Origin of the sequence: Pseudomonas azerbaijanoccidentalis (assembly GCF_019145495.1) — a bacterium.
GTDB classification, from domain to species: Bacteria; Pseudomonadota; Gammaproteobacteria; order Pseudomonadales; family Pseudomonadaceae; genus Aquipseudomonas; species Aquipseudomonas azerbaijanoccidentalis.
Map to the genome: position 1 here is coordinate 132,329 of NZ_JAHSTU010000001.1, position 24,268 is coordinate 156,596.

Annotated in this window: 22 protein-coding genes; 10 read left to right on the plus strand and 12 right to left on the minus strand. The window is 59.4% G+C overall.

Features of this window, described 5'->3' with window-relative positions:
- From KVG88_RS00725 to KVG88_RS00735, 3 genes are all read right to left on the minus strand, one after another.
- Complete coding sequence (locus KVG88_RS00725; protein ID WP_150702081.1) at positions 1-969, minus strand: 2-hydroxyacid dehydrogenase; 969 nt, start codon at positions 967-969, stop codon at positions 1-3.
- A gap of 160 nt (positions 970-1,129) precedes the next feature.
- Entirely contained in the window at positions 1,130-1,738 is a 609-nt protein-coding gene (locus KVG88_RS00730; RefSeq protein WP_217869983.1) for a TetR/AcrR family transcriptional regulator, read from the minus strand.
- Positions 1,739-1,767: 29 nt separating this feature from the next.
- Positions 1,768-2,151, minus strand: a complete 384-nt coding sequence (locus tag KVG88_RS00735; protein WP_150702083.1) for a tautomerase family protein — start codon at positions 2,149-2,151, stop codon at positions 1,768-1,770.
- Between the two features lie 199 nt (positions 2,152-2,350).
- Between KVG88_RS00735 and KVG88_RS00740 the strand changes: the two genes are divergently transcribed.
- Complete coding sequence (locus KVG88_RS00740) at positions 2,351-4,477, plus strand: TonB-dependent siderophore receptor (RefSeq protein ID WP_150702084.1); 2,127 nt, start codon at positions 2,351-2,353, stop codon at positions 4,475-4,477.
- Between the two features lie 301 nt (positions 4,478-4,778).
- Positions 4,779-6,059 carry a serine/threonine transporter gene (locus KVG88_RS00745; protein ID WP_150702085.1) on the plus strand — a complete coding sequence of 427 codons (1,281 nt, stop codon included), beginning with the start codon at positions 4,779-4,781 and terminating at the stop codon, positions 6,057-6,059.
- 148 nt (positions 6,060-6,207) lie between these two features.
- On the opposite strand, the gene acnB is transcribed toward KVG88_RS00745, so the two are convergent.
- On the minus strand, positions 6,208-8,817 hold the full coding sequence (gene acnB / locus KVG88_RS00750; protein ID WP_217870835.1) for a bifunctional aconitate hydratase 2/2-methylisocitrate dehydratase: 2,610 nt from the start codon (positions 8,815-8,817) through the stop codon (positions 6,208-6,210).
- Between the two features lie 458 nt (positions 8,818-9,275).
- Here acnB and KVG88_RS00755 point away from each other — a divergent pair, with 458 nt between their 5' ends.
- Entirely contained in the window at positions 9,276-9,746 is a 471-nt protein-coding gene (locus tag KVG88_RS00755; protein ID WP_150702086.1) for a DUF1289 domain-containing protein, read from the plus strand.
- An 85-nt stretch (positions 9,747-9,831) separates the two neighbouring features.
- Here the strand turns inward: KVG88_RS00755 and KVG88_RS00760 are convergent, their stop codons facing one another.
- On the minus strand, positions 9,832-10,695 hold the full coding sequence (locus tag KVG88_RS00760) for a universal stress protein (protein WP_150702087.1): 864 nt from the start codon (positions 10,693-10,695) through the stop codon (positions 9,832-9,834).
- Between the two features lie 162 nt (positions 10,696-10,857).
- Between KVG88_RS00760 and KVG88_RS00765 the strand changes: the two genes are divergently transcribed.
- From KVG88_RS00765 to KVG88_RS00775, 3 genes are all read left to right on the plus strand, one after another.
- Positions 10,858-11,466, plus strand: coding sequence for a MiaE family protein (locus tag KVG88_RS00765; protein WP_150702088.1), 609 nt, complete (start codon positions 10,858-10,860; stop codon positions 11,464-11,466).
- Between the two features lie 159 nt (positions 11,467-11,625).
- Positions 11,626-12,333: a winged helix-turn-helix domain-containing protein gene (locus tag KVG88_RS00770; RefSeq protein WP_217870839.1), complete on the plus strand. Its 708-nt coding sequence runs from the start codon at positions 11,626-11,628 to the stop codon at positions 12,331-12,333.
- Positions 12,334-13,620, plus strand: coding sequence for an ATP-binding protein (locus tag KVG88_RS00775; RefSeq protein WP_217869984.1), 1,287 nt, complete (start codon positions 12,334-12,336; stop codon positions 13,618-13,620).
- Positions 13,621-13,775: 155 nt separating this feature from the next.
- Here KVG88_RS00775 and KVG88_RS00780 read toward each other — a convergent pair whose 3' ends face one another.
- Together KVG88_RS00780 and KVG88_RS00785 are read right to left on the minus strand one after the other, a co-directional pair.
- On the minus strand, positions 13,776-14,264 hold the full coding sequence (locus tag KVG88_RS00780) for a GFA family protein (RefSeq protein WP_217869985.1): 489 nt from the start codon (positions 14,262-14,264) through the stop codon (positions 13,776-13,778).
- Between the two features lie 37 nt (positions 14,265-14,301).
- The gene (locus KVG88_RS00785; protein WP_150702091.1) at positions 14,302-14,697 is read right to left on the minus strand and encodes a PaaI family thioesterase; all 396 of its coding nucleotides are present in this window, start codon (positions 14,695-14,697) and stop codon (positions 14,302-14,304) included.
- A 262-nt stretch (positions 14,698-14,959) separates the two neighbouring features.
- Here KVG88_RS00785 and KVG88_RS00790 point away from each other — a divergent pair, with 262 nt between their 5' ends.
- From KVG88_RS00790 to KVG88_RS00800, 3 genes are all read left to right on the plus strand, one after another.
- A complete protein-coding gene (locus KVG88_RS00790) occupies positions 14,960-15,844 on the plus strand; it encodes a LysR substrate-binding domain-containing protein (RefSeq protein ID WP_077432223.1) in 885 nt (294 codons plus the stop codon).
- 100 nt (positions 15,845-15,944) lie between these two features.
- Entirely contained in the window at positions 15,945-17,060 is a 1,116-nt protein-coding gene (gene aguA / locus KVG88_RS00795) for an agmatine deiminase (protein ID WP_217869986.1), read from the plus strand.
- Positions 17,061-17,062: 2 nt separating this feature from the next.
- Positions 17,063-18,160, plus strand: a complete 1,098-nt coding sequence (locus KVG88_RS00800; RefSeq protein WP_217869987.1) for an extracellular solute-binding protein — start codon at positions 17,063-17,065, stop codon at positions 18,158-18,160.
- Between the two features lie 114 nt (positions 18,161-18,274).
- On the opposite strand, the gene KVG88_RS00805 is transcribed toward KVG88_RS00800, so the two are convergent.
- The gene (locus tag KVG88_RS00805; RefSeq protein WP_217869988.1) at positions 18,275-18,700 is read right to left on the minus strand and encodes a VOC family protein; all 426 of its coding nucleotides are present in this window, start codon (positions 18,698-18,700) and stop codon (positions 18,275-18,277) included.
- Between the two features lie 113 nt (positions 18,701-18,813).
- On the opposite strand from KVG88_RS00805, the gene KVG88_RS00810 reads away from it, so the two are divergent.
- Entirely contained in the window at positions 18,814-19,677 is an 864-nt protein-coding gene (locus KVG88_RS00810; protein ID WP_217869989.1) for a LysR family transcriptional regulator, read from the plus strand.
- Positions 19,678-19,745: 68 nt separating this feature from the next.
- On the opposite strand, the gene fabI is transcribed toward KVG88_RS00810, so the two are convergent.
- From fabI to KVG88_RS00830, 4 genes are read right to left on the minus strand one after another with little or no spacing between them, the layout of a single operon-like run.
- Positions 19,746-20,540, minus strand: a complete 795-nt coding sequence (gene fabI, locus KVG88_RS00815; protein WP_034146538.1) for an enoyl-ACP reductase FabI — start codon at positions 20,538-20,540, stop codon at positions 19,746-19,748.
- A gap of 20 nt (positions 20,541-20,560) precedes the next feature.
- Positions 20,561-22,171: an ABC transporter ATP-binding protein gene (locus KVG88_RS00820; protein WP_150702096.1), complete on the minus strand. Its 1,611-nt coding sequence runs from the start codon at positions 22,169-22,171 to the stop codon at positions 20,561-20,563.
- Between the two features lies 1 nt (position 22,172).
- On the minus strand, positions 22,173-23,192 hold the full coding sequence (locus KVG88_RS00825; RefSeq protein WP_150702097.1) for an ABC transporter permease: 1,020 nt from the start codon (positions 23,190-23,192) through the stop codon (positions 22,173-22,175).
- A gap of 1 nt (position 23,193) precedes the next feature.
- The gene (locus KVG88_RS00830) at positions 23,194-24,267 is read right to left on the minus strand and encodes a microcin C ABC transporter permease YejB (RefSeq protein ID WP_150702098.1); all 1,074 of its coding nucleotides are present in this window, start codon (positions 24,265-24,267) and stop codon (positions 23,194-23,196) included.
- Position 24,268: the final 1 nt, after the last annotated feature.

Sequence of the window (24,268 nt, forward strand, 5' to 3'; positions counted from 1 at the left end):
TCACTGAGCGTGCTGGATGGCGGCAGGCAGTGGCAATTCGATGGGCGTCAGCACCGGTTGCCCGGAGAAAAACGCCACCAGATTCTTGCCCACCAGTTCCACCGTGCCCTGGGTCGCTTCTGGTGAAAGACCGGCAACGTGGGGGGTGAGAATCACGTTGTTCAGGTTCTTCAGGGCCTCCGGCACTTGCGGTTCGTTATCGAAGACGTCCAGCGCTGCGCCGGCGATCCGACGCTGCTCCAGTGCCGTGATCAGGTCTGCGGTGACAATCACGCTCGCGCGGGCGATGTTGACGAGAAAACCCTTCGGCCCAAGGGTATCGAGCACTTGGCGGTTGATCAGGTGTTGGGTGCCGAGTCCGCCGGGTGTGGCAACGATCAGGAAATCCGAAGCTCGCGCCAGTTCGGTGGGCGTGGAGCAGAAGGTATACGGCACGTCGCTGCGATGTTGGCGGTTGTGGTAGCACACGCTCATGTCAAAACCGGCATTGGCGCGTTTGGCAATTGCCATGCCGACAGCGCCGAGGCCAAGAATGCCAAGACGTTTACCGGCCAGTGACGGGCGCATGATCTTCGGCCATTCACCCCGGCGCACTGCCGCGTCACAGCGAGGCACATCGCGCACCAGCGACAACAGCAAAGCCATGGCGTGGTCAGCCACCGACGAGGCATTGACGCCGGCGCCGTTGGTGACGGCGATGCGCCGGTCGGCCGCCGCTTGCAGGTCGACCTGTTCATAACCGGCACCGATCACACAAATGATTTTGAGCTTGGGCAGGGCGGCCATTTCGTCGGCATACAGGCCCAGTGGGCCACGGGTCAGTACCGCGTCGATCTGGCTGCCGTGACGGGCAATGGCAGCGGCACGCTCGGCCGGGGTCGGGGCCAGGATCAGGTGGAAGCCCTGATGTTCGAGGATGGGCAGGTAATCATTAATGGTTTCAACCAGTACCAGTACGGTTGCGGGCATGCTTGGCTCCTGTGTGCATCGCAATATCGGGCTCGAACGTCACTTGAGATTGCTGGCTGCGGAGCTTTTTGGCAATGACCAAAGCTGACCGTCCTCGCAACTGCGCTCCTGAGTGTAGGAGCTGGCGAAGCCTGCGAGGGATTTCTGATCACATTGCGTATCAGGTGGGGTTGGAGCTGTCAGGTTTTCCTTCGGTCAGAAAACGGCAGGTCGCTTCGAGGATTTCATCTGAAAGGGCGTCACCACGGGTGGCGCGAGCGAGCGTCAAGGCGCCCACCATCATCGAATACTGCACCAGCGCCTGCTGGCGGTTCTCGGCAGGATCGCCTGCTTCCATCAGTTGGCCGAAGGATTCGAGCAGTCTGTTCAAGCCGTCCATGAACGGTTCGCGCAAGCCGCTATCGGCGCTCTCATGGCACATGTCGCCAGCGAACGCCACAACCGGACAGCTTTCGCCGGGGTTATCCCGGCTGTGGGCGGACAGATAAGGTTCGATCAAGGCCCGGCGCGCCGAGGCTTTGTCTTCGCCAGTGGCCGCGCGTTCCCGCCAGCGCGTACCCACTTGCTTGAATGCCCGCTCGCTGGCCTCCCTGGCCAGCGCTTCCTTGGAGTCGAAGTGACCGTAGAACCCGCCATGGGTCAGGCCAGCGGCGGCCATCACATCGACCACGCTGATGCCATGCAGGCCGCGCTCACGAAACAGCCGCGTGGCGGCTTCGACGATGATTTCGCGGTTGAGGTCGGCTTGCTTGCGGGAAACTCGGGGCATCAGGCACTCACAATTATCAGATTGGAATATCAGAGGGCGTATTGGGCAATGCCATTGCCGAACGACCAGTTCTCTTTCTTCACTTCCACCAGATTAATGAAAACATCTTCGGTACGCACGGCCAGTTGCGCATTCAGGCCATCGACGATGGTTTTGTAGAGCAGTTTCTTCTTCTCCAGCGTTCGCCCTTCACTCAGGGTGATCTGGATGATCACCAGGTTGTCGGTGCGCTGGATGCCCAGGTACTGCGGGTCAAAGATGAAGTGATGCTCGTCGTGTTCATTGAGGATCTGGAAGTTATCGTTTTCTGGCACATCAATAGCGCTGCGCAGAGCGCCGTAGATCACTTGACCGACACGTTTGGCGAAAGTGGGGTCCTGCTGTTTTTTGACGTCGACGCGAACCAGTGGCATGGGCGGACTCCAGAAGGGATACAGGTGTATTTAAAATACATGATGGAAGACCTTTATCAAGCAAGGTTTGTTGTTGGCCGATGAAGCGTAGATCGCCAAATGAGAATACGTATCAAATGCTGTTCGTATGGTATAGGATGCGCCGCGAACAATTGGCATGTATGCCGTCCCATTTGGCTATTCTCACAAGGTTTCCTAGATGCGTCGTACTCTGGTGTCTATCTGTGTGCTTCAGGCGTTTTCCGCTTCCTCCTGGGCAGAGCAACTCACTCCCGAAAAAGCCAGTCTGGAGCTGCAAGCCACCGACATCGTGGGCACATCCGACTTTGAAACCGCCTTGGGGCCAGTGGACGGCTATCGCGCCACCCGTTCAGCCAGTGCGACCCGCACCGATACGTCGATCCATGAAACGCCGCAGTCAATCAGCGTGGTGAGCAAGGATGTGGTCGAAGACATCAGTGCCACCCGATTGCAGGACGCGCTCGATTATGCCGGCGGGGTGGGGCGAGCCAACAACTTCGGCGGCCAAGGCCTGACCACGTTCACCGTGCGAGGGTTTACCACCGGCGAGTTTTATCGCAACGGCTTCCCGATCAACCGTGGCTACCCGAACATGCCGGATGCGAACAGCATCGAGCGGCTCGAAGTGCTGCGAGGGCCGGCGACCATGTTGTACGGCCGAGGCGATCCGGGAGGCACATTCAACGTCATCTCCAAACAACCTCTGGCCGTGCCAACGGTCACACTGGGCAGCCAACTCGACGACCAGGGGATGCAACGAGGCACCCTGGATGCTTCCGGCCCGCTTGATGAAGAAGGGCGCCTGGCTTATCGCCTGAACGTCGTGGGTGAGGGCGGTGATACCTTCCGCGATCATGTCGAAACTGAACGCTACGGCGTAACGCCGGTACTTGCCTGGCAGGTTAACGACGACACCAAGGTGATTTTCGAAGGCGACTTCATGCGCAACAACCACCCGCTGGATCGCGGCGTGACGCGCTACCCAAACCAGATCGGCACCGCGTCTCGCGACACCTTCTTTGGCGAAAAAGACGTTGGAAAACTCCACAACGACAACAACATGGCGCAGCTGCGGTTCGAACATGTGCTGAGCGATAACTGGACGTTGGGCGGCGGCTTCCAATGGCTTGATGGCTCGCTGCAAGGGAACGCGGTCGAAGCCAACGGTGTCGCCGCAGACGGACGCACCTTGGGCCGTAACTTCAACTATCGCAAGCTGGAGTGGACGGACAAGGACACCCAACTCAACCTTACCGGGCACTTCACCGCCGGTGGCTTCGATCACACGTTGCTGACCGGCGTCGAGTACGAGGATTACGACTACCAGTCGATCATCCAGCGCTCCAGCGGAGCGGTCAGTGCCTACCCGATCGATATCTTCGATCCGGTGTATGGCCAGTCTCGTCCGGCCTTGACCCGAACCCCGACCCACGACAAGGAAAACCTCAAGACCTACGCTGCTTTCGTCCAGGACCAGGTGGCCTTGACCGAGCGCCTGAAGCTCCTGGCCGGCGCCCGCTTCGAACGCTTCGAACATGACTATGAAACCTTTGTACCGGGCGGCAAAAACTGGGAGGCCAGCGACAATGCGGTGACCCCGCGCGTAGGGCTGACCTATGACCTCACCGATACCGTGGCGCTGTACGCCAATACGGCCCGCTCGTTCAAGCCCAATACCGGTGCCAGTCGCCAGGGCGGTGGGTTTGATCCGGAAAAGGGCAAGTCGTACGAACTCGGTATCAAGTGGGATGCGCTGGACGATCAGTTGAGCGTCGAGGCGGCGATCTACCAGATTGAAAAACGTAATGTGCTCACCACCGATCCTGTGGACTCGACCTTCAGCGTGGCCGCAGGCGAGGTGCGCAGCCGTGGTTTTGACCTGAACATTGCCGGCAACCTGACTCCGCAATGGCGAGTGATTGGCGGCTACGCCTATGTCGATGCCGAAGTGACCAAGGACAATGTCATCAAGTCCGGCACCCGATTGATGAACATTCCTCAAAACAGTTTCAGCCTGCTCAATGTCTACGAATTCCAGGACGGCGCATTCAAGGGATTGGGTCTGGGTACAGGCCTCAAGTACGTCGATGAGCGCGCGGGGCAGACGGCCAATACAGCGTTTTCCATGGGCAGTTACACGGTTGTGGATCTGCTGAGCTATTACAGGATCAACGACAAAATCAGGCTCAATCTGGACGTGAAGAACCTGACTGACGAAGATTATGAGGAAGGGGCATTCGGCAACGTCTACGCCTATCCAGGGGCGCCGAGAACGGTGCAGGTCGGCATTTCCTATACGTTATGATCGACTGATTCGGCAGTCTTGTGTGCTGTGAAAATTCAGCACGCCGAGCAGCCATTACGCGAACAACCATGAGTCCATTTCAAAGAGGTGGAACAGGTTTTGGATCACTCTGAAACCTGTTCCATAGGGGCTTGAGCGGCTCCTGAACACTAATCTGGTACCACCGTTCCTCACCTAAGTCTTTGCTTCTGCTCACTAATCCTCCAGAATCGCGCCCCTGTTTCGGCCGGGCGCTGCCTGTCGGGTATCCCGACGCGTTCTGGCCGGGTGGCAAGTGACCGGAATGTGGAGATCCCACCGGATGAATGATCAGGCCAATAGCGTCAACAAGCGCTATGTAGAAGCGACACCCGCAACGCTTTCGAGCTGGAATCGCCAAGACACCACCTGGATGCTGGGCCTGTTTGGCACAGCGATTGGTGCAGGAACCCTGTTTTTGCCGATCAACGCAGGTCTGGGCGGCTTCTGGCCGTTACTGATCCTTGCGCTGCTGGCGTTCCCGATGACGTTCTACGCACACCGTGGCCTGACCCGCTTCGTGCTGTCCGGTCGCGAAGGCGCTGACATCACCGAAGTGGTGGAAGAGCATTTCGGCATCAAGGCCGGCGCGCTGATCACACTGCTGTACTTCTTCGCGATCTTCCCGATCCTGCTGATCTACAGCGTGGCGCTGACCAATACCGTGGGCAGCTTCCTTGAGCATCAACTGCACATCACGCCGCCACCGCGCGCCGTGCTGTCGCTGGTGCTGATCCTCGGCCTGCTGGCAGTGGTCCGTTGCGGCGAACAAATGATCGTCAAGGCCATGAGCCTGATGGTGTATCCGTTCATCGTTGCGCTGCTGTTCCTGGCCGTTTACCTGGTCCCGCACTGGAACGGCGGCATTCTCGCCACCGCGAGCCAGGTGCCGGCGCCGTCGGCGCTGCTGCACACGCTGTGGTTGGCGATTCCAGTGATGGTGTTCTCGTTCAACCACTCGCCGATCATTTCGGCCTTCGCCGTGGACCAGAAACGTCGCTACGGTGAGCACGCCGAAGAACGCAGCTCGCAGATCCTGTCCCGCGCTCATCTGTTGATGGTGGTGATGGTGCTGTTCTTCGTCTTCAGTTGCGTGCTGACCCTGTCGCCAGCGCAACTGGCCGAAGCCAAGGCGCAGAACCTGTCGATCCTGTCGTACCTGGCCAACCACTTCAGCAACCCGACCATCGCTTTCGCGGCGCCGCTGATTGCCTTTGTGGCCATTTCCAAGTCGTTCCTGGGCCATTACATCGGCGCCAGCGAAGGTCTCAAGGGCCTGATCGTCAAGAGCGGCAAGCGTCCGTCCGCCAAGGCGCTGGACCGCATGACCGCGGCCTTCATGCTGGTGGTGTGCTGGATTGTTGCCACGCTTAATCCGAGCATCCTCGGCATGATCGAAACCCTGGGCGGTCCGGTGATCGCGGCGATCCTGTTCCTGATGCCGATGTACGCCATCCGCAAGGTACCGGCCATGGCGCGTTATCGTGGTCAGGCTTCCAACGTGTTTGTCACGGCAGTGGGCTTGGTGGCAATTACAGCGTTGATCTATTCGCTGACCGCCTGATGTAAAGATCAAGAGATCGCAGCCTTCGGCAGCTCCTACGCAACGCCTCTCCGTAGGAGCTGCCGCAGGCTGCGATCTTTTGATTTGAAAGGCATAAAAAAACGCCGCTCATCTCACGATGGGCGGCGTTTTTCATTGCGTTGTAACGTTAGGCTTGAACGACCGGGATGTTGGCGTTCGCTGCAGCTTCACGGAACTCGGCGATCTGGTCGAAGGACAGGTAGCGGTAAACATCGGCCGCCATGCTGTCGATCTTGCCAGCGTATTCCATGTACTCCTCGACGGTCGGCAGGCGACCCATGATGGAGGCCACGGACGCCAGCTCAGCCGAAGCCAGGTAGACGTTTGCGCCGTCACCCAGACGGTTCGGGAAGTTACGGGTCGAAGTCGACACAACGGTCGAGTTCGGCTCTACACGTGCCTGGTTACCCATGCACAGCGAGCAGCCCGGCATTTCCATGCGCGCGCCAGCCTTGCCGTAGATGCCGTAGTAGCCTTCTTCGGTCAGTTGGTGAGCGTCCATCTTGGTCGGCGGCGACAGCCACAGACGGGTTGGCAGCTGACCCTTGACCTGTTCCAGCAGTTTACCGGCAGCGCGGAAGTGACCGATGTTGGTCATGCACGAACCGATGAACACTTCGTCGATCTTCTCGCCAGCAACGCTGGAGAGCAGACGGGCGTCGTCCGGATCGTTCGGCGCGCAGAGCACAGGCTCGTTGATGTCGGCCAGATCGATTTCGATGACTTCAGCGTATTCGGCGTCGGCATCGGCTTCCATCAGCTCAGGGTTGGCAACCCAGGCTTCCATCGCTTGGGCACGACGTTCCAGGGTACGCGCATCGCCGTAGCCTTCGCCGATCATCCAGCGCAGCAGGGTGATGTTGGACTGCAAGTACTCGGTGATCGACTCTTTCGACAGCTTGATGGTGCAACCGGCAGCCGAACGTTCGGCCGAGGCGTCGGACAGCTCGAAAGCTTGTTCCAGCGTCAGGCCTTCCAGGCCTTCGATTTCCAGGATGCGGCCGGAGAAGGCGTTTTTCTTGCCTTTCTTCTCGACAGTCAGCAGGCCGTTCTGGATGGCGAAGTAAGGAATGGCATGAACCAGGTCACGCAGGGTGATGCCAGGTTTCATTTTGCCTTTGAAGCGCACCAGGATCGATTCCGGCATGTCCAGCGGCATGACGCCGGTGGCTGCGGCGAACGCGACCAGACCGGAACCGGCCGGGAACGAGATGCCCATCGGGAAACGGGTGTGCGAGTCACCACCGGTACCGACGGTGTCCGGCAGCAGCATGCGGTTCAGCCACGAGTGGATGATACCGTCGCCCGGACGCAGGGAAACACCGCCGCGGGTCATGATGAAGTCAGGCAGGGTGTGGTGGGTGGTCACGTCGATCGGCTTTGGATAAGCCGCGGTGTGGCAGAAGGACTGCATCACCAGATCAGCGGAGAAGCCCAGGCACGCCAGGTCTTTCAGTTCGTCACGGGTCATTGGACCGGTGGTGTCCTGAGAGCCTACGGTGGTCATCTTCGGTTCGCAGTAGGTGCCAGGACGAACGCCTTGGCCTTCTGCCAGACCGCAAGCCTTGCCGACCATTTTCTGTGCCAGGGTGAAACCCTTGGTGCTTTCAGCCGGGGCTTCAGGCTTCTTGAACAGGTCGAACGCTGGCAGACCCAGTTCGGCGCGAGCCTTCTCGGTCAGGCCACGGCCGATGATCAGCGGGATACGGCCGCCGGCGCGAACTTCGTCCAACAGGACCGGGGTCTTCATTTCGAAGGTGGTCAGGACTTCGTCGGTGCCGTGCTTGCAGACTTTGCCAGCATGCGGGTACAGGTCGATCACGTCGCCCATGTGCATGTTGGAAACGTCGAATTCGATTGGCAGTGCGCCGGCATCTTCCATGGTGTTGTAGAAGATCGGAGCGATCTTGCTGCCGAAGCAGAAGCCGCCTGCACGCTTGTTCGGTACGTAAGGAACGTCGTCGCCGAAGAACCACAGTACGGAGTTGGTAGCCGACTTACGCGAGGAACCGGTACCGACCACGTCACCGACGTAGGCGATCGGGAAACCGGCGTTGCGCATTTCTTCGATCTGCTTCATCGGACCGGTGACGCCTTGTGCGTCAGGCACGATGCCGTCGCGAGCCATTTTCAGCATGGCCAGGGCGTGCAGCGGGATGTCCGGGCGGGACCAGGCATCAGGAGCAGGGGACAGGTCGTCGGTGTTGGTTTCGCCAGTCACCTTGAACACGCGCAGGCTGATCTTGTCGGCCAGGGTCGGGCGGTTCTTGAACCACTCGCCGTCAGCCCAGGATTGCAGCACGCCTTTAGCGTGAACGTTACCGTTCTTGGCTTTTTCAGCGACGTCGTGGAAGGCATCGAACATCAGCAGGGTGTGCTTGAGTTCTTCGGCAGCTACTGGCGCCAGTTCGGCGTCGTCCAGCAGGTTAACCAGCGTCACGATGTTGTAGCCGCCCTGCATGGTGCCGAGCAGTTCAACAGCGCGCTTCTTGTCGATCAGAGGGGATTTGGCTTCACCTTTGGCGATGGCAGACAGGAAGCCGGCCTTTACATAGGCTGCTTCGTCCACGCCAGGCGGAACGCGATTGGTGATCAGGTCAACGAGGAATGCTTCTTCGCCAGCCGGGGGATTTTTCAGCAGCTCGACCAGGCCTGCAGTTTGTTCGGCGTTAAGCGGCTGGGGAACGATACCCAGTGCTGCACGCTCTTCGATATGTTTGCGGTAGGCTTCAAGCACAGTTATTACCCTCATCAGTGGTCCCAAATGGGTGTCCGGGACGCTCATCCCGAAATTGCCGTACTCATGCGCTGCATGGCGTTGTGAGCCACTTAGCCAGAATTACCGACAATTCCTTACAGAAGCTGCTTTCAAAGTTTTACGCCTGCAGAACGGGAGCTGATGAGGGTTGGCGTTGGGCTTTTCCCCGCTGGAAAAACCCCTCGCCAACACCGCTCTGAAGGAACGACTGTGCTCGTGACGCTTTGAAAACAGCTTCTAACGGACATTGGCGCCTAAAAAGGCAGGCTGATTCTACGGCAAAAAAAAATTAAAGGTAAGTCAGCGTTTATTGGACTTTGGTGGTGACGTCCAACAAAGCTCCGTTGACCCTAACCCTTTAACTTTGAGGGGTGATGAATATCGGACAAAGGGCTAACATGCCGGCCTGTTTTGCTTTTTCGCGTTTTTGCCTACCTATGCCCAATCAAACCATCAAGACGCCGTGCGTCGGCCTTTGCTCCACTGTTTACGGTGACCTGGTGTGCCGTGGCTGCAAGCGTTTCCACCATGAAGTGATTCACTGGAACGGTTACAACGAGGAAGAAAAACGCGCGGTGTGGCTGCGTCTGGAGCAACTTTTGTCTCAGGTCATGGCCGCCAAGGTGGAAATTTTCGACCCGGCGCTGCTCAGAACGCAGCTGGAGCAACGCAAGATCCGTTTTGTGCCCCATCAGTCGGAATATTGCTGGGCCTACCAGTTGATCGCGCGGGGTGCGCGGGTGATCAATAACCTGGAAGCCTACGGGATGGTGTTGTTGCCGGAGTTCCGCGAGTGGAACCTGCCGGAGTTGCGCGATGCCATCGACCGCGAGTTTTTCCTGCTGTCCGAGGCGCATTACCAGCGCTACATCGCGCCGGGGTTCCTCAAAGACGTCTTTGGCGCCTGAAAAGATCGCAGCCTTCGGCAGCTCCTACAGGTTGAACGCGATCCCATGCAGGAGCTGCCGAAGGCTGCGATCTTTTGATCTTGCCTCAATGCTTGCCGGCAATCTCCTCCAGATGATCCTCAATCTCCTGCGGCTTTAGCACCAGCACATCGCTTTCCACCGCATCAAGCACCACTTCCGCCGTATTGCCGATCAACGTCCCTGACAAACCACTGCGCGCTACGGTGCCAATCACTGTCACTGCCGCCTGCAGCTTGTGCACCATGAACGGAATCAGCACATCCGCAGGACCTTCCTCGATGTGCAGGTGCTCGTCGTCGATGTCGAACTCAGCCTGGAACGCCTTGCACTGCTCGCGATAGCGCGCGGCGATGGTGTCGCTGAGTTGAAACGTCGGGTCGGCCGACGACAACATCGGTGAAGGGTGGGCGCTGATCACGTGCAGATGCGCCTTGGCCAAAGTGGCGATGTCATAGCCGTGATCGATGATGGTGTTATGCAGGTGACGGTGCTCAAGATCGGTATTGCCGACATCGACCGCCGCCAGAATCACTTTGTCCTTCCACGAACCGGCGGTTTTCACCAACAGCACCGGGGTAGGGCATTCGCGCAGCAGTTTCCAGTCTGCGGGGGTCAGCAGGGCGCGTTTCAAGGCACTGTCGGGGAAGTGCTGCTTGATCACCAGGCCACAACCCTCCGCCTGCTGCACATCGACGATGGTTTCGTGCAGGCTTTGATGCCAGGCCTGTTCGGTGGTGACGCTGAAACCGTCCTCTGACAAAGCCGCTTTGAGCACGCCCAGCATCCCGCTGTGATCATGCTTGGGGTCGCACACCAACAGGTGCAGATGCGCCTGGGTCACACCGGCAATCAACTTGGCGCGTTTGAGGGCCAGGCTTTCCGAGTGTTCGGGCTCGATGACCACCAGAATGCTGCGAATGGCTTGCATGATCGGGATCTCCTGAAAATGAAAAAGCACGGCGTTGCACAACTATAGTTGCTGCCCGTCGACCGGGGTGTTGATACATATCAACGGTCCGCGACTGGTGGTCTGCCCGCAGGCCGGTATAATCGGCGCCCTTCGTTTTGAACCTTTTATCCCGTGGGCCCCATGATCCTTCCCGAAATTCACGAGTTCCTTGGCTGTCGCACCCCAGACGGCTGGGTCCAGGCCGCGCTGGCCGATCAGGAAACCCTGCTGATCGACCACAAGAATTGCGAATTCAAGGCAGCCAGCACCGCGCTGAGCCTCATTGCTAAATATCACTCCCATGTTGATTTGATCAACATGATGTCGCGCCTGGCCCGCGAAGAACTGGTGCATCACGAACAGGTCATGCGCTTGATGAAACGGCGCAAGATCGAACTGCGTCAGCTGTCTGCCGGGCGTTACGCGTCGGGCCTGCGCAAAGTAGTGCGCAGTCACGAACCGGTGAAACTGGTCGATACCCTGGTCGTCGGCGCGTTCATCGAAGCCCGCAGTTGCGAGCGTTTCGAGGCGCTGGTGCCGCATCTGGACGAAGAGCTGGGCAAGTTCTATTTCGGCCTGCTCAAAAGCGAAGCGCGACACTTTCAGGGGTACCTGAAACTGGCTTACCAGTATGGGGACGCCAAGGACATTGCCCAGGTGATCGACAAGGTGCGTGCCGCCGAGCAGGAGCTGATCGAGTCGCCGGATGTTGAGTTCCGTTTTCACAGCGGTGTGCCGGCTGCCGCATAAAGTTACAAAAAACCAAAATGTGTAAAAAACTCTTAAGAGTATGAAACATCGCTGAAAACCGGCCAAAGTGGCCGGTTTTTGCTATCCGCCATCTGCGTTCCGTCGTGGATTGGCGGCATAATGCCGACCCCTTCAAACACGCGTTGGCAACCGGCCGTTATGGATAACCTGGGTTTTGGCAAAGTATTGCTGGTGGAAGATGACGAGCGCCTCGCCGGGCTGATTGCGCATTTCCTGGCGCAACACGGTTTTGAGGTGCGGCAAGTGCACCGCGGCGACCTGGCGCTGGCGGCGTTTCTTGAATTCAAGCCGAAAGTCGTCGTGCTCGACCTGATGCTGCCGGGGCAGAGCGGCCTGCACGTGTGCCGTGAAATCCGCAGTGTGTCCGTCACGCCCATCGTCATTCTGACGGCCAAAGAAGACGACCTCGACCACATTCTGGGCCTTGAGTCCGGCGCCGACGACTATGTGATCAAACCGATCAAGCCGCCGGTATTGCTGGCCCGACTGCGCGCTCTGCAACGTCGCCAGTTACCCGACAGCGGTGTGTGCAGCTCACTGGAATTTGGTCAGTTGAACATCGACCGCAGCTGTCGCGAAGTGCGTCTGGCCGGGGAAAGCATCGAGCTGACCACCATGGAGTTCGAACTGTTGTGGTTGCTCGCCAGCGCTGCGGGCAAGACTTTATCCCGTGATGACATTCTCAATCGCATGCGCGGGATTGCCTTCGATGGGCTCAACCGCAGCGTCGACGTCTACATCAGCAAACTGCGCGGCAAGCTCAAGGACAATCCCCGCGAGCCGGTGTGCATCAAAACGGTGTGGGGCAAGGGTTACCTGTTCAATCCGTTCGCGTGGGAGTTGTAGATGCTGCGGTTATTCTTGGGGTTGTACCTGGTGATGGCCGTGGGGCTGGTGGCGGCGTTGCAAGCGGTCGAACACACGTTCAATGCGCTGCTCGACGGTCAGATGCAGGCCTACAATCGCGAGGCGGTGCGCGGGCAGGCCTGGTCGCTGGTCGAGCACGTGCGCGGTTTCGACGCTGCACAACGAGAAGCGCAACTGCAAAAGCTGCGCCCGCATTATGGCCTTGGCCTGAGCCTGGTGGATGCGGCTGAGCTGGACCTCAGCCAACGGGATCACCAGCAACTGGCCGAAGGCACGCTGGTGATTCGCGAGGACTACACCCAGTTCATTACGTCCATCGATGGCGGCCGGCAATTGTTGAGCATCAAGCTCCCGGCGGAGCCCAGCCTGATGACGTTCTACATCACCGCCGCGTACCTGATGTTGGCCGGGTTGATCGGCATCGTGCTGTTTTTCTGGGTGCGCCCGCACTGGCGCGATCTGGAGAAACTGCGCCTGGCGGCCGAGCGGTTTGGCGACAACGACCTGTCCGCGCGCATCCAGTTGTCGAAGCGCTCGAACATCCGCGATCTGGCCGAACACTTCAATCTGATGGCCGCACGTATCGAAGGCTTGATCGCCAACCAGCGCGAGCTGACCAACGCGGTGTCCCATGAATTGCGCACACCGATTGCAAGGCTTTCCTTCGAACTCGATCAGCTCAGGCAGCAAAACGATCCGAGCCAGAACCGCGAGTTGATCGCCGATATGTACGCCGACCTTGGCGAGCTGGAGGAAATGGTTTCGGAACTGTTGACCTACGCCAGCCTGGAGCGCGGGGCGACCGTCATCTCGCGCGAAACCATTCAAGCGCACAGTTGGCTCGACAGCGTGATCGGCAGCGTCGCTCTCGAAGCGGAAGCCGCTGGCGTGCAGTTGCTGATGGTCGAATGTCAGGTCGACGAGGTGCGCATCGAGCCGCGTTTCATGGCCCGGGCAGTCATCAATTTGCTGCGCAATGCCATTCGTTATGCGGAGGAGCGGGTCGAGGTTTCGCTGGTGCGTCGTGATGATCATTACGAGGTTAGGGTCAACGACGATGGCCAGGGCGTACCACTGGAAGGGCGCGAGAAAATCTTTGAACCGTTCTCGCGTCTCGATGCCAGTCGCGACCGCCGTACCGGTGGTTTTGGCCTGGGCCTGGCGTTGGTCAGGCGCGTCTCGCAGTCCCATGGAGGGCAGGTAGAAGTGACGGATTCGCCGTGGGGCGGGGCGTCGTTTCGCATGACGTGGGCGCATCTGGATTAGCGGCTGCGCTCAATGGCCCCATCGCTAGCAGGCTAGCTCCCACAGGGGACCGCATTTCAAATGTGGGAGCTAGCAGGCTAGCTCCCATAGGGGACCGCATTTCAAATGTGGGAGCTAGCCTGCTAGCGATTAGGCCATCAGGCACACCACCGAATTCAGCAACTCAACCCCAACCGCTCATGCCATTGGGCGATCGACTCTTCGGGGTAAACATCAAACTGTTTGTCACCCGGCCCGACCTTGGCCTCGACCCACGGCGCCTTCGAACTGAGCATCAAATGGGTATGCACCGGCGGCACCGGCAGCGGGGTGTCGATGGCCGATGCGAACGGGTGGATCAGCTCCGGCCATTCGGGGCTGAACAGCCACAACCCCGAGCCACAAACCGAGCAAAAATGCCGCTCGGCCGTGCTGCGGTGCGCACGTTTTTCGCCTTCGCCCTTGAGTAGCGCATGGTAAATCGCGATGTTCTTGCGCCCGCGCACTTTCAGGCTGTTGGCATCCCCGGCAATGTTGATAGCGTAACCGCCACCGCCCTGGGTTTTGCGGCAAATCGAACAGTAGCATCGTTGATAAGGGTAGGGGTGAGCGCTGGTCAGGCTGAACGACACAGCGCCGCAATGGCAGGAACCTTCGAGTTGCATGGCGACCTCCGGCAGGCCAGGGAATTATCCCATCAGACTAGACCGGTACCAGAATCGCATCGCCTGTGGCGACCAATTTGAGCTGATCACCGGTTTGCGCGAACAACTCTGCGCGGGCGAACACCTGTTTCTTCCCGGCCTTTACCACCTTGCCCCGGGCGATGAACACTTCGCCGACGGCGGGCGCCAGGCAGTTGACCGTAAAGTGCGAAGCCAGCACATTGCCGGCCACCGTTCCCGCCGCGAAACCGCAAGCTGTGTCGAGCATTGCACCGATCAGGCCGGCATGCAGGAAACCGGCATATTGCGCCATGTCTTCTGCGCGAAACGCCAGGGTGAGGTCTGCTTCACCGCTCTCGGCGCGGGTGACTTCGAAGCCGGCCCAGCGGTTGAAGGCTGAGGTTGAGTTGATTTGCTTGAGTGTGTTGAGCATGTCGAATCCCTCCGGTTGAGGCAGCAACATGCGCTGGGATGGAGGCGTTGTCATCGTTGATCAGGAACGGTGATAGTCAGCCGGGATGGTGGTGAATGGGCCGGCCTCATCGCCAGCAGGGCTAGCTCCCACATTGGATCGGTGGCATTCACAAATCCCTGTGGGAGCTAGCCCTGCTAGCGATGAACGATAACGCTGACGCACTGGACGCCCATGGCCCATCAGGTCAGCATGAACACCCCCGAATCCCGGACCTGACCTGATGCGACGATTACCTTCCCTGGCCGCCCTCAGAACTTTCGAATGCGCCGCCCGCCATGCCCATTTTGGCCGGGCTGCAGCGGAGTTGTGCGTCACCGACAGCGCAGTCAGCCACCAGATTCGTCAGTTGGAAGAGCAATTGGGCGTGTCGCTGTTTGTCCGTGAAGGCCGGCAGATCCGCCCGACCATGGCGGCCGGGCGCCTGATGCAAAGTTTGCAGCAAGCCTTCGAACTGATCGGCGATGCCTGCGATGAACTGCGCGATCCGTCATCCCTCGCCGTGTTGCGTCTGGCCGTGACCGCTGAATTGGCGCAGAAGTGGCTGATGAGCCGCCTCACCGATTTCTATGCGCGTTACCCCCACATCACGCTGCACCTCTACGAACAACCCATCGACGCCACCGCGCCGGGCGAAGACATCGACCTGGCGATCACCTACGGTACAGGCCCGGTGGACAGCAGCGCGTATTTCGTTCGGCCATTGCCGGCGCTGCAATTCTTCCCGGTGTGCAGTCCCGGTCTGTTCAATCAGGGCACGCTCAAGGCCCCGAAAGATCTGGCCCGCCATTGCCTATTGCATGACGATCAGGACGGCAAGACCTGGACCGCATGGCTCACCAGCCATGCCGGCGATCAGCGCCCCGAACGGCAACTGTATTTCGCCCATGCCGGGTTGGCCCTTGAGGCTGCGGCGCAGGGGCAAGGCGTGGCCATGGGCGACAACCTCACAGCACAGGAGGACCTGCTCAGCGGCCGTCTGGTACGGCCCTTCACCTCCAGCATGACCGCGCTGGGCCAATACGCCTTGGTGTGCGAGCGGGTACGACTGGAGCGGCCGGCCGTGGCTCAAATGCTTGAATGGTTCAACGATCAACTGATTGATTGATGAGTTAGATTCAAGTGTTCCGAAATAAACATCGTTGGTGAGGAGGGTGCCCGCGACCTTAGCCTGTGGTCATTCCAATTCCCGCTGATGAGGTTTGCCCATGGCACGTTTGCTCGATTCCACACCCAAACTCGACGGTTTCCGCCTGCCCGGTGAATTCGAAGCCAAGTCCGGCTGCTGGCTCGGCTGGCCGGAGCGCACCGACGTCTGGCGCAACGGTGCCAAGCCTGCGCAGAAAGTCTGGGTGCAAATCGTCACTGCGATCTCCATGAGCGAACAGGTCAGCGTGTGTGCCTCGGCCTCACAATTCGCCACTGCGCGTCGGCAGTTGCCGCCACAAGTACGGGTGGTGGAAATGACCTGCAACGACACATGGTTCCGCGACAGTGGTCCGTGCTTCGTGGTTAACGACCAAAGCGGCGAAGTACGTGGTGTCGACTTCGAATTCAACGCTTACGGTGGCCTCGACGGCGGGTTGTACTACCCGTGGGACAAGGACGACCAGATCGCCAGCAAGATCCTCGAAATCGAACGCTTCGACCGTTACCGCGCGCCCTTGATTGCCGAACTGGGCGGCATCCAGAGCGACGGTCAGGGCAGCATCCTCACCACCGAACAATGCCTGCTCAACCGTAACCGCAACCAACATCTGGGCAAGGACGAAGTCACCCGCCGTCTGACCGATTACCTCGGCGCTGAGCAAGTGATCTGGCTGCCACGTGGCTGCAAGTTCGACGAAACCGATGGCCACGTCGACGACCTGGCGTGCTTCGTACGCCCGGGCGAAGTGGTGCTGCAATGGACCGATAATCGCGATGATCCGCAGTGGGAAATCTACCAAGAGGCTTACGACATTCTGCGCAGCACCCGCGACAGCCGTGGCCGCGAGTTGATCGTGCACAAACTGCCGCAACCGGACGTGCTGGAGTGGATGGCCGAAGAAGCCGAGGGGCTGGATCAGCAGGACAGCACGCACACCCGTCAGGCAGGGACGAAGATTTGTGCGTCGTACATCAACTACTACGCCGGCAACAGCTCGATCGTGGTGCCGCTGTTTGGTGATCGCAACGATCAAGTGGCGCTGGCGACCCTGGCCGAATTGTTCCCGCAGCACACCATCGTCGGCATCGAGCACTCGCGGGAGATTCTGCTGGGTGGCGGTAACGTCGCCTGCATCACCATGCCGCAGTACGCCGGCACCCGCAAAGGAGCGTGATCATGGGCCTGCACAAACTGACTCAAGCGTTAATGCTGGTGCTTGCACCCCTGTGTGTGCAGGCCGCAGACACCGCCAAACCGGTGGTGAATCTGTACATCTGGGGCGAATACCTGGCCCCCGATACCCTGAAGAATTTCGAGGCGAAAACCGGCATCCATGTGGTGGCCGACCATTTCGACTCGCTGGAAACCGTCGAGACCAAACTGCTCACCGGTCGCAGTGGCTACGATCTGGTCCTGACGGCGGGCCAGCACTTGTCCCGGGCGATTCAGAGCGGCGCGATCCAGACCGTGGACAAGCAGCAATTGCCGCATTTTTCCGGTGTCGGCGAAGAGTTTCGCCAGCACATGGCGGTGTTCGATCCGGGCAATCGCTACGCCGGGATCTACGCCTGGGGCACGACGGGCGTCGGCTATCAGGAACAAGCCGTCAAGCAACGGCTGCCCGATGCACCCACAGACAGCTGGGCGATGCTGTTCGACCCGGCCGTGGTGTCGAAATTTGCCGATTGCGGGGTCAGTCTGCTCAACGATCCCAATGAAGTGTTCGCCGCTGTCATGAAGTACATGGGGCTGGACATCAATCGCCAGAACCTCGACGACCTGAAACGCGCCGAGGCGCAGTTGGCGAAGATTCGCCCGTACATTCGCTACTTCGACAATGACCTGAATATCAGCGATCTGGCCAACGGCAACACCTGTGTGGCGATGTCGTGGAATGGCAACGTGGCCATCGCGGCGGGCCAGGCCGAGGCGGCCGGCAAACCGTTCAAGCTCGATTACCGGATTCCAAAGGAAGGCACGTTAATCTGGTTCGATGCCATGGTCATTCCCAAGGATGCGCCGCACCCTCAGGCCGCACTGGCCCTGATGGACTACCTGATGACCCCGGAAGTGATCGCGCCAATCACCGACACCATCCACTACGCCAATGCGATTACCGCGGCAGACAGCCTGATTGACCCGGCCATTCGCAACGATCCGGGGACCTATCCGACGGCGGCGGTCAGGGCTTCGCTGTACAGCAAGAATGACAACGGCAAGGCGTTCAACCGGGCATTGATTCGGGCGTTCAGCCGGTTGAAATCCGGGTTGTGATGGGCATTGGGTGAGGTATCGCCTGCAATGCCACCCGCGCCAGCAGGTCGGCTCCCACATTTGGAATGCACGCCCCTGTGGGAGCCGTATGGGCGAGCCAGCACATTCATTCGGCTATTTGGCAAACAACTGCCCAATATCCTTGAACGCCTTGAACTCCAACGCATTGCCGCAAGGATCAAACAGAAACATCGTCGCTTGTTCACCGACCAAACCCTGAAAGCGAATCCCCGGCTCAATCACGAAACGCGTCTCCAGCGCCTGCAAGCGCTCCGCCAGTGCTTCCCACTCTGCCATCCCCAGCACCACACCAAAATGCGGCACCGGCACGTTATGCCCATCAACCGCGTTGGTGTGGGCCGCTTCCTGTGAGGCGTTTTTCGGCGCCAGGTGAATCACCAGTTGATGCCCGAAAAAGTTGAAGTCGACCCAGTGATCACTGGAGCGACCTTCCTCCAAGCCAAACACCGAACCATAAAAATGCCGCGCGGCTGCCAGGTCGTAGACAGGAATGGCCAAGTGAAAAGGGGAAAGTTGCATCGTACGTGCCTCGCTCAGGGGTATTTAAGATCGAGTTTAGCGCTGTGCTTTTCGATTGAAAGACGATAGTTTTTGCGTCGAGCTCAAATAATTTCGATCAGTCGAGGCTGGCCATGCTGCGTGAACTGAAAACCTTCATCGCCGTGACGCGTTACGGCACGTTCGCCGCGGCCGGCATGCACGTCGGCCTTACACAGTCGGCGGTCAGTGCGCAGATGCGAAACCTGGAGCAGGCCCTCGGGATTCGTCTGTTTGATCGCACCGGGCGTCAGGCCTTGCTCAATGCCGCAGGCCAGCGCGCGTTGCCCATGGCGCGGGAAATCCTCGAAACCTTCAACCGCATGGCGGTCAGCGATGACGTCAGCGAGTACCGGGGCGAACTGAAAATCGGCGCAGTGGCGACCGCGCAAACCGGCTTGCTGCCCCAGGCCCTGCTGCGTTTACGCCAGCAGGCGCCGTTACTGGAGCCGAAACTGGTGCCCGGTGTGTCACTCAATCTATTGAGCCAAGTGGACACTGGCGAAGTGGATCTGGCGATCCTGATCAAGCCGCCATTTGAATTGCCCAAAGAGTTATCCGCCGAGGTGATCCGCCGCGAGCCCTTTGTGTTGATTGTGCCGGCTGACATTGAAGGCGACGATCCGTTGAAACTGCTCAGTGAACATCCTCATGTTCGTTATGACCGCAACTCGTTCGGCGGCCGCTTGGTCACACGGTTTCTACGCGAGCAGCAGATTGAAGTGCACGTGGCGCTGGAGCTGGATGAGCTGGAAGCCATCGTGAAAATGGTGGACTGCGGGTTGGGTGTTTCACTGCTTCCCGAAGCCGGGTTGTGGCTTGAGCATGGGGCGAAGGTCAGGGTGATCCGTTTGGGCGAATTGGCCTTTTACCGGGAGATCGTCTTGTTGCAGCGCTATAGCCAGCGACAGCAGCCGATCCAACAGTTGTTTGCCCAATGCCTGACAGACAGAAACTGACACCCGGTAAATCACAGGCATAAAAAAACCCGCCAAATCAGGCGGGTTTTCTATTGGCTAAGCGAAGATCACTCTTCGATGTTGCCCATGGCTGTGGTGTTGAAACCACCGTCCACGTACATGATTTCGCCGCTGATGCCAGACGCCAGGTCCGAGCACAGGAAGGCGCCGGCGTTGCCGACTTCGTCGATGGTGACGTTGCGACGCAGCGGGGTTTGCGCTTCGTTGGCGGCCAGCATCTTGCGGAAGTTCTTGATGCCGGAAGCGGCGAGGGTGCGGATCGGGCCAGCCGATACGCAGTTGACGCGGGTGCCGTCCGGGCCCAGGGAGCCGGCCAGGTAACGTACGCCAGCTTCCAGGGAAGCCTTGGCCATGCCCATGACGTTGTAGTTCGGCATGGTGCGCTCGGCGCCCAGGTACGACAGGGTCAGCAGGCTGCCGTTGCGGCCTTTCATCATTTCGCGGCCGGCTTTGGCCAGGGCCACGAAGCTGTAGGCGCTGATGTCGTGAGCGATGCGGAAACCTTCACGGGTGGTGGCTTCGGTGAAGTCGCCGTCCAGTTGGTCGCCCGGTGCGAAGCCGACGGAGTGCACGATGCAGTCCAGGCCGTCCCACTTCTTGCTCAGTTCTTCGAAGACCTTGGCGATTTCTGCATCGCTGGCCACGTCGCACGGGAAGCACAGCTCAGGGCTCGAACCCCAGCCTTGTGCGAACTCTTCGACACGACCCTTGAGTTTGTCGTTCTGATAAGTGAAGGCAAGCTCAGCGCCCTCGCGATGCATGGCGGCAGCGATGCCGGATGCGATGGACAGCTTGCTGGCGACACCGACGATCAGTACGCGCTTACCGGCGAGAAAACCCATGTGTTGCTCCTCTTTTCAGGTTATTGCGCAGTGGCTGGTGCCAAGAAAGCGGCTTCCAGCAACTGCTGTGTATACGGATGTTGGGGGGCGGCAAAAATGCTTTGCGCGTCTCCCTGTTCGACCACTTGGCCATGCTTGACCACCATCAGTTGGTGGCTCAGCGCTTTCACCACAGCCAGGTCATGGCTGATGAACAGATACGTCAGGTTGTACTTGCTTTGCAGGGAGCGCAAAAGCTCCACCACTTGGCGTTGCACGGTGCGGTCGAGGGCCGAAGTCGGCTCGTCCAGCAGAATCAACGCCGGTTTTAGCACTAATGCCCGGGCAATGGCGATTCTCTGCCGTTGCCCGCCGGAAAATTCGTGGGGGTAGCGGTTCCGGGTTTCCGGGTCCAGACCTACCTCCTTGAGTGCTGCAATAATCGCTTGTTCCTGTTCGGCCTCGGTGCCGATCTTGTGGATCCGCAGACCCTCGCCAACAATCTGGCTGACGCACATCCGTGGGCTCAGGCTGCCAAACGGGTCCTGAAACACCACCTGCATCTCTCGACGCAGCGGCCTGACTTGTTGTTGCGTCAGGCAGTCTAGCTGTTTGCCTTCAAAACGGATCGCGCCTTTGCTGCCGATCAACCGCAAGATCGCCAGCCCCAACGTCGACTTGCCGGAACCGCTTTCACCCACAATCCCCAAGGTTTGGCCTTGAGGCAGGCTGAAGTTGATGCCGTCCACCGCTTTGATGTAATCCACCGTGCGCTTGAGCAGGCCTTTCTTGATCGGGAACCAGACTTTCAAGTCCTCGACTGCCAGCAGCGGCGGGCCGATTTCATTGGTTGCCGGTGTCCCGCTGGGCTCCGCTGCCAGCAGGACCCGAGTGTACGGATGCTGCGGCGCGCGGAACAACTCTTCGCACGATGCCTGTTCGACGATGCAACCTCGCTGCATGACACATACGCGATGCGCAATTCTTTTCACAAGGTTCAAATCGTGGCTGATCAGCAGCAATGCCATGCCCAGGCGCGCCTGTAATTCCTTGAGCAATTCGAGGATTTTCAGCTGAACGGTCACGTCCAGTGCGGTCGTCGGTTCGTCGGCAATCAGCAGTTCGGGCTCGTTGGCCAAGGCCATGGCAATCATGACGCGCTGACGCTGGCCGCCGGACAATTCGTGGGGCAGGGCTTTGAGGCGCTTGTGCGGCTCGGGGATGCCGACCATCTCCAGAAGCTCCAGCGTGCGCTTGGTCGCGATCTTGCCGGTCAGGCCCTTGTGGATGCCCAGCACCTCGTTGATCTGCTTCTCGATCGAGTGCAGCGGGTTGAGCGAGGTCATCGGCTCCTGGAAGATCATCGCGATCCGGTTGCCGCGGATGTGGCGGATGGTCTTTTCCTTCAGGTCCAACAGATTCTGGCCGGCGTATTCGATGGTGCCGGAAGGGTGTCGGGCGAGCGGGTAGGGCAGCAGGCGCAGGATCGAGTGGGCGGTCACCGACTTGCCCGACCCGCTTTCGCCGACCAACGCCAGTGTTTCGCCACGCTTGATGTCGAAACTGACGCCCTCGACCACGCGTTGAGCATGGTCACCGACCACGAACTCGACGGAGAGGTCGCGCACTTCAATCAGATTGTCCTGATTCATTTCACTTCCTCGGGTCGAAGGCATCGCGAGCGGACTCGCCGATGAACACCAGCAAACTCAACATCAACGCCAGCACCGCAAACGCGCTCATGCCCAGCCACGGCGCCTGCAGGTTGGATTTGCCCTGTGCCACCAGTTCACCCAATGACGGGCTGCCGGCCGGCAAGCCGAAGCCAAGGAAATCCAGCGCGGTCAGGGTGCCAATGGCACCGGTCAGAATGAACGGCATGAAGGTCATGGTCGAGACCATGGCATTGGGCAGGATATGGCGGAACATGATCGCGCCATTCTGCATGCCCAGCGCCCGCGCCGCACGCACGTATTCCAGATTACGCCCGCGCAGGAACTCGGCGCGCACCACGTCCACCAGGCTCATCCAGGAAAACAGCAGCATGATGCCGAGCAGCCACCAGAAATTCGGCTGGACGAAACTGGCGAGGATGATCAGCAGGTACAACACCGGCAATCCGGACCAGATCTCCAGGAAACGCTGCCCGGCCAAGTCCACCCAACCGCCATAGAAGCCCTGCAACGCACCGGCAATCACGCCGATCAGCGAGCTGAGCAAGGTCAGCGTCAGGGCGAACAGCACCGAGACGCGAAAGCCATAGATCACCCGGGCCAGCACATCGCGACCCTGATCGTCGGTGCCCAGCAGATTGTCCGCCGAGGGCGGAGCAGGGGCCGGGACTTTCAGGTCGTAGTTGATGCTCTGGTAGCCGAACGGGATCGGCGCCCACAAGACCCAGGCGTCCTTGGCCTTGAGCAGTTCGCGAATGTACGGGCTCTTGTAGTTGGCTTCCAGCGGGAATTCGCCGCCGAAAGTGGTCTCCGGGTAGCGCTTGAGCGCCGGGAAGTACCAACCGTTGTCGTAATGCACCACCAGCGGTTTGTCGTTGGCGATCAGCTCGGCGCCCAGGCTGGCGCCGAACAGAATCAGGAACAGCCACAGCGACCACCAGCCGCGTTTGTTGGCCTTGAACAGTTCGAAGCGGCGGCGATTGAGAGGGGACAGGTTCATCTCAATGCTCCCGGCTTTCGAAGTCGATGCGTGGATCGACAAAGGTGTAGGTGAGGTCGCCGATCAGTTTCACCACCAGCCCCAGCAGGGTGAAAATGAACAAGGTGCCGAAGACCACCGGGTAATCACGGTTGATCGCGGCTTCGAAACTCATCAGGCCGAGGCCATCGAGGGAGAAGATCACTTCGACCAGCAGCGAGCCGGTGAAAAAGATCCCGATGAACGCCGACGGGAAACCCGCGATCACCAGCAGCATGGCGTTGCGGAACACATGGCCGTACAGCACGCGGTGATTGGTCAGGCCCTTGGCTTTGGCAGTGACCACATACTGTTTGTTGATCTCGTCGAGAAAACTGTTTTTGGTCAGCAGGGTCATGGTCGCGAAGTTGCCGATCACCAGCGCCGTCACGGGTAGCGCCAAGTGCCAGAAATAGTCGAGGATCTTGCCCCCCGTGCTCAGCTCATCGAAGTTGTTCGAGGTCAGCCCGCGCAAGGGAAACCAGTCTAGGTAACTGCCCCCGGCGAACACCACGATCAGCAGGATGGCGAACAGGAACGCCGGGATCGCATAGCCGACAATGATCGCTGAACTGGTCCAGACATCGAAGTGGCTGCCATGTCGCGTGGCCTTGGCGATCCCGAGCGGGATCGACACCAGGTACATGATCAAGGTGCTCCACAGCCCGAGCGAGATCGACACCGGCATCTTTTCCTTGATCAGGTCGATGACTTTGGCGTCGCGGAAAAAGCTGTCGCCGAAATCCAGCGAGGCATAGTTCTTGACCATGATCCACAAACGTTCCGGCGCCGATTTGTCGAAGCCGTACATGTGCTCGATTTCCTTGATCAGCGCCGGGTCCAGGCCTTGGGCGCCGCGATAGGCGGAACCGGCCACCGACACCTCGGCACCGCCGCCGGCAATCCGGCTGGTGGCGCCTTCGAAGCCTTCGAGCTTGGCGATCATCTGTTCTACCGGGCCACCGGGCGCAGCCTGGATGATCACGAAGTTGATCAGCAGAATGCCGAACAGGGTCGGGATGATCAGCAGCAGTCGCCGAAAAATATACGCCAGCATC

Coding starts and splice junctions, on each gene's coding strand:
- KVG88_RS00725 (WP_150702081.1), bottom strand. CDS start 969: ATGCCCGCAACCGTACTGGTACTGGTTGAAACCATTAATGATTACCTG.
- KVG88_RS00730 (WP_217869983.1), bottom strand. CDS start 1,738: ATGCCCCGAGTTTCCCGCAAGCAAGCCGACCTCAACCGCGAAATCATC.
- KVG88_RS00735 (WP_150702083.1), bottom strand. CDS start 2,151: ATGCCACTGGTTCGCGTCGACGTCAAAAAACAGCAGGACCCCACTTTC.
- KVG88_RS00740 (WP_150702084.1), top strand. CDS start 2,351: ATGCGTCGTACTCTGGTGTCTATCTGTGTGCTTCAGGCGTTTTCCGCT.
- KVG88_RS00745 (WP_150702085.1), top strand. CDS start 4,779: ATGAATGATCAGGCCAATAGCGTCAACAAGCGCTATGTAGAAGCGACA.
- KVG88_RS00755 (WP_150702086.1), top strand. CDS start 9,276: ATGCCCAATCAAACCATCAAGACGCCGTGCGTCGGCCTTTGCTCCACT.
- KVG88_RS00760 (WP_150702087.1), bottom strand. CDS start 10,695: ATGCAAGCCATTCGCAGCATTCTGGTGGTCATCGAGCCCGAACACTCG.
- KVG88_RS00765 (WP_150702088.1), top strand. CDS start 10,858: ATGATCCTTCCCGAAATTCACGAGTTCCTTGGCTGTCGCACCCCAGAC.
- KVG88_RS00770 (WP_217870839.1), top strand. CDS start 11,626: ATGGATAACCTGGGTTTTGGCAAAGTATTGCTGGTGGAAGATGACGAG.
- KVG88_RS00775 (WP_217869984.1), top strand. CDS start 12,334: ATGCTGCGGTTATTCTTGGGGTTGTACCTGGTGATGGCCGTGGGGCTG.
- KVG88_RS00780 (WP_217869985.1), bottom strand. CDS start 14,264: ATGCAACTCGAAGGTTCCTGCCATTGCGGCGCTGTGTCGTTCAGCCTG.
- KVG88_RS00785 (WP_150702091.1), bottom strand. CDS start 14,697: ATGCTCAACACACTCAAGCAAATCAACTCAACCTCAGCCTTCAACCGC.
- KVG88_RS00790 (WP_077432223.1), top strand. CDS start 14,960: ATGCGACGATTACCTTCCCTGGCCGCCCTCAGAACTTTCGAATGCGCC.
- aguA (WP_217869986.1), top strand. CDS start 15,945: ATGGCACGTTTGCTCGATTCCACACCCAAACTCGACGGTTTCCGCCTG.
- KVG88_RS00800 (WP_217869987.1), top strand. CDS start 17,063: ATGGGCCTGCACAAACTGACTCAAGCGTTAATGCTGGTGCTTGCACCC.
- KVG88_RS00805 (WP_217869988.1), bottom strand. CDS start 18,700: ATGCAACTTTCCCCTTTTCACTTGGCCATTCCTGTCTACGACCTGGCA.
- KVG88_RS00810 (WP_217869989.1), top strand. CDS start 18,814: ATGCTGCGTGAACTGAAAACCTTCATCGCCGTGACGCGTTACGGCACG.
- fabI (WP_034146538.1), bottom strand. CDS start 20,540: ATGGGTTTTCTCGCCGGTAAGCGCGTACTGATCGTCGGTGTCGCCAGC.
- KVG88_RS00820 (WP_150702096.1), bottom strand. CDS start 22,171: ATGAATCAGGACAATCTGATTGAAGTGCGCGACCTCTCCGTCGAGTTC.
- KVG88_RS00825 (WP_150702097.1), bottom strand. CDS start 23,192: ATGAACCTGTCCCCTCTCAATCGCCGCCGCTTCGAACTGTTCAAGGCC.
- KVG88_RS00830 (WP_150702098.1), bottom strand. CDS start 24,267: ATGCTGGCGTATATTTTTCGGCGACTGCTGCTGATCATCCCGACCCTG.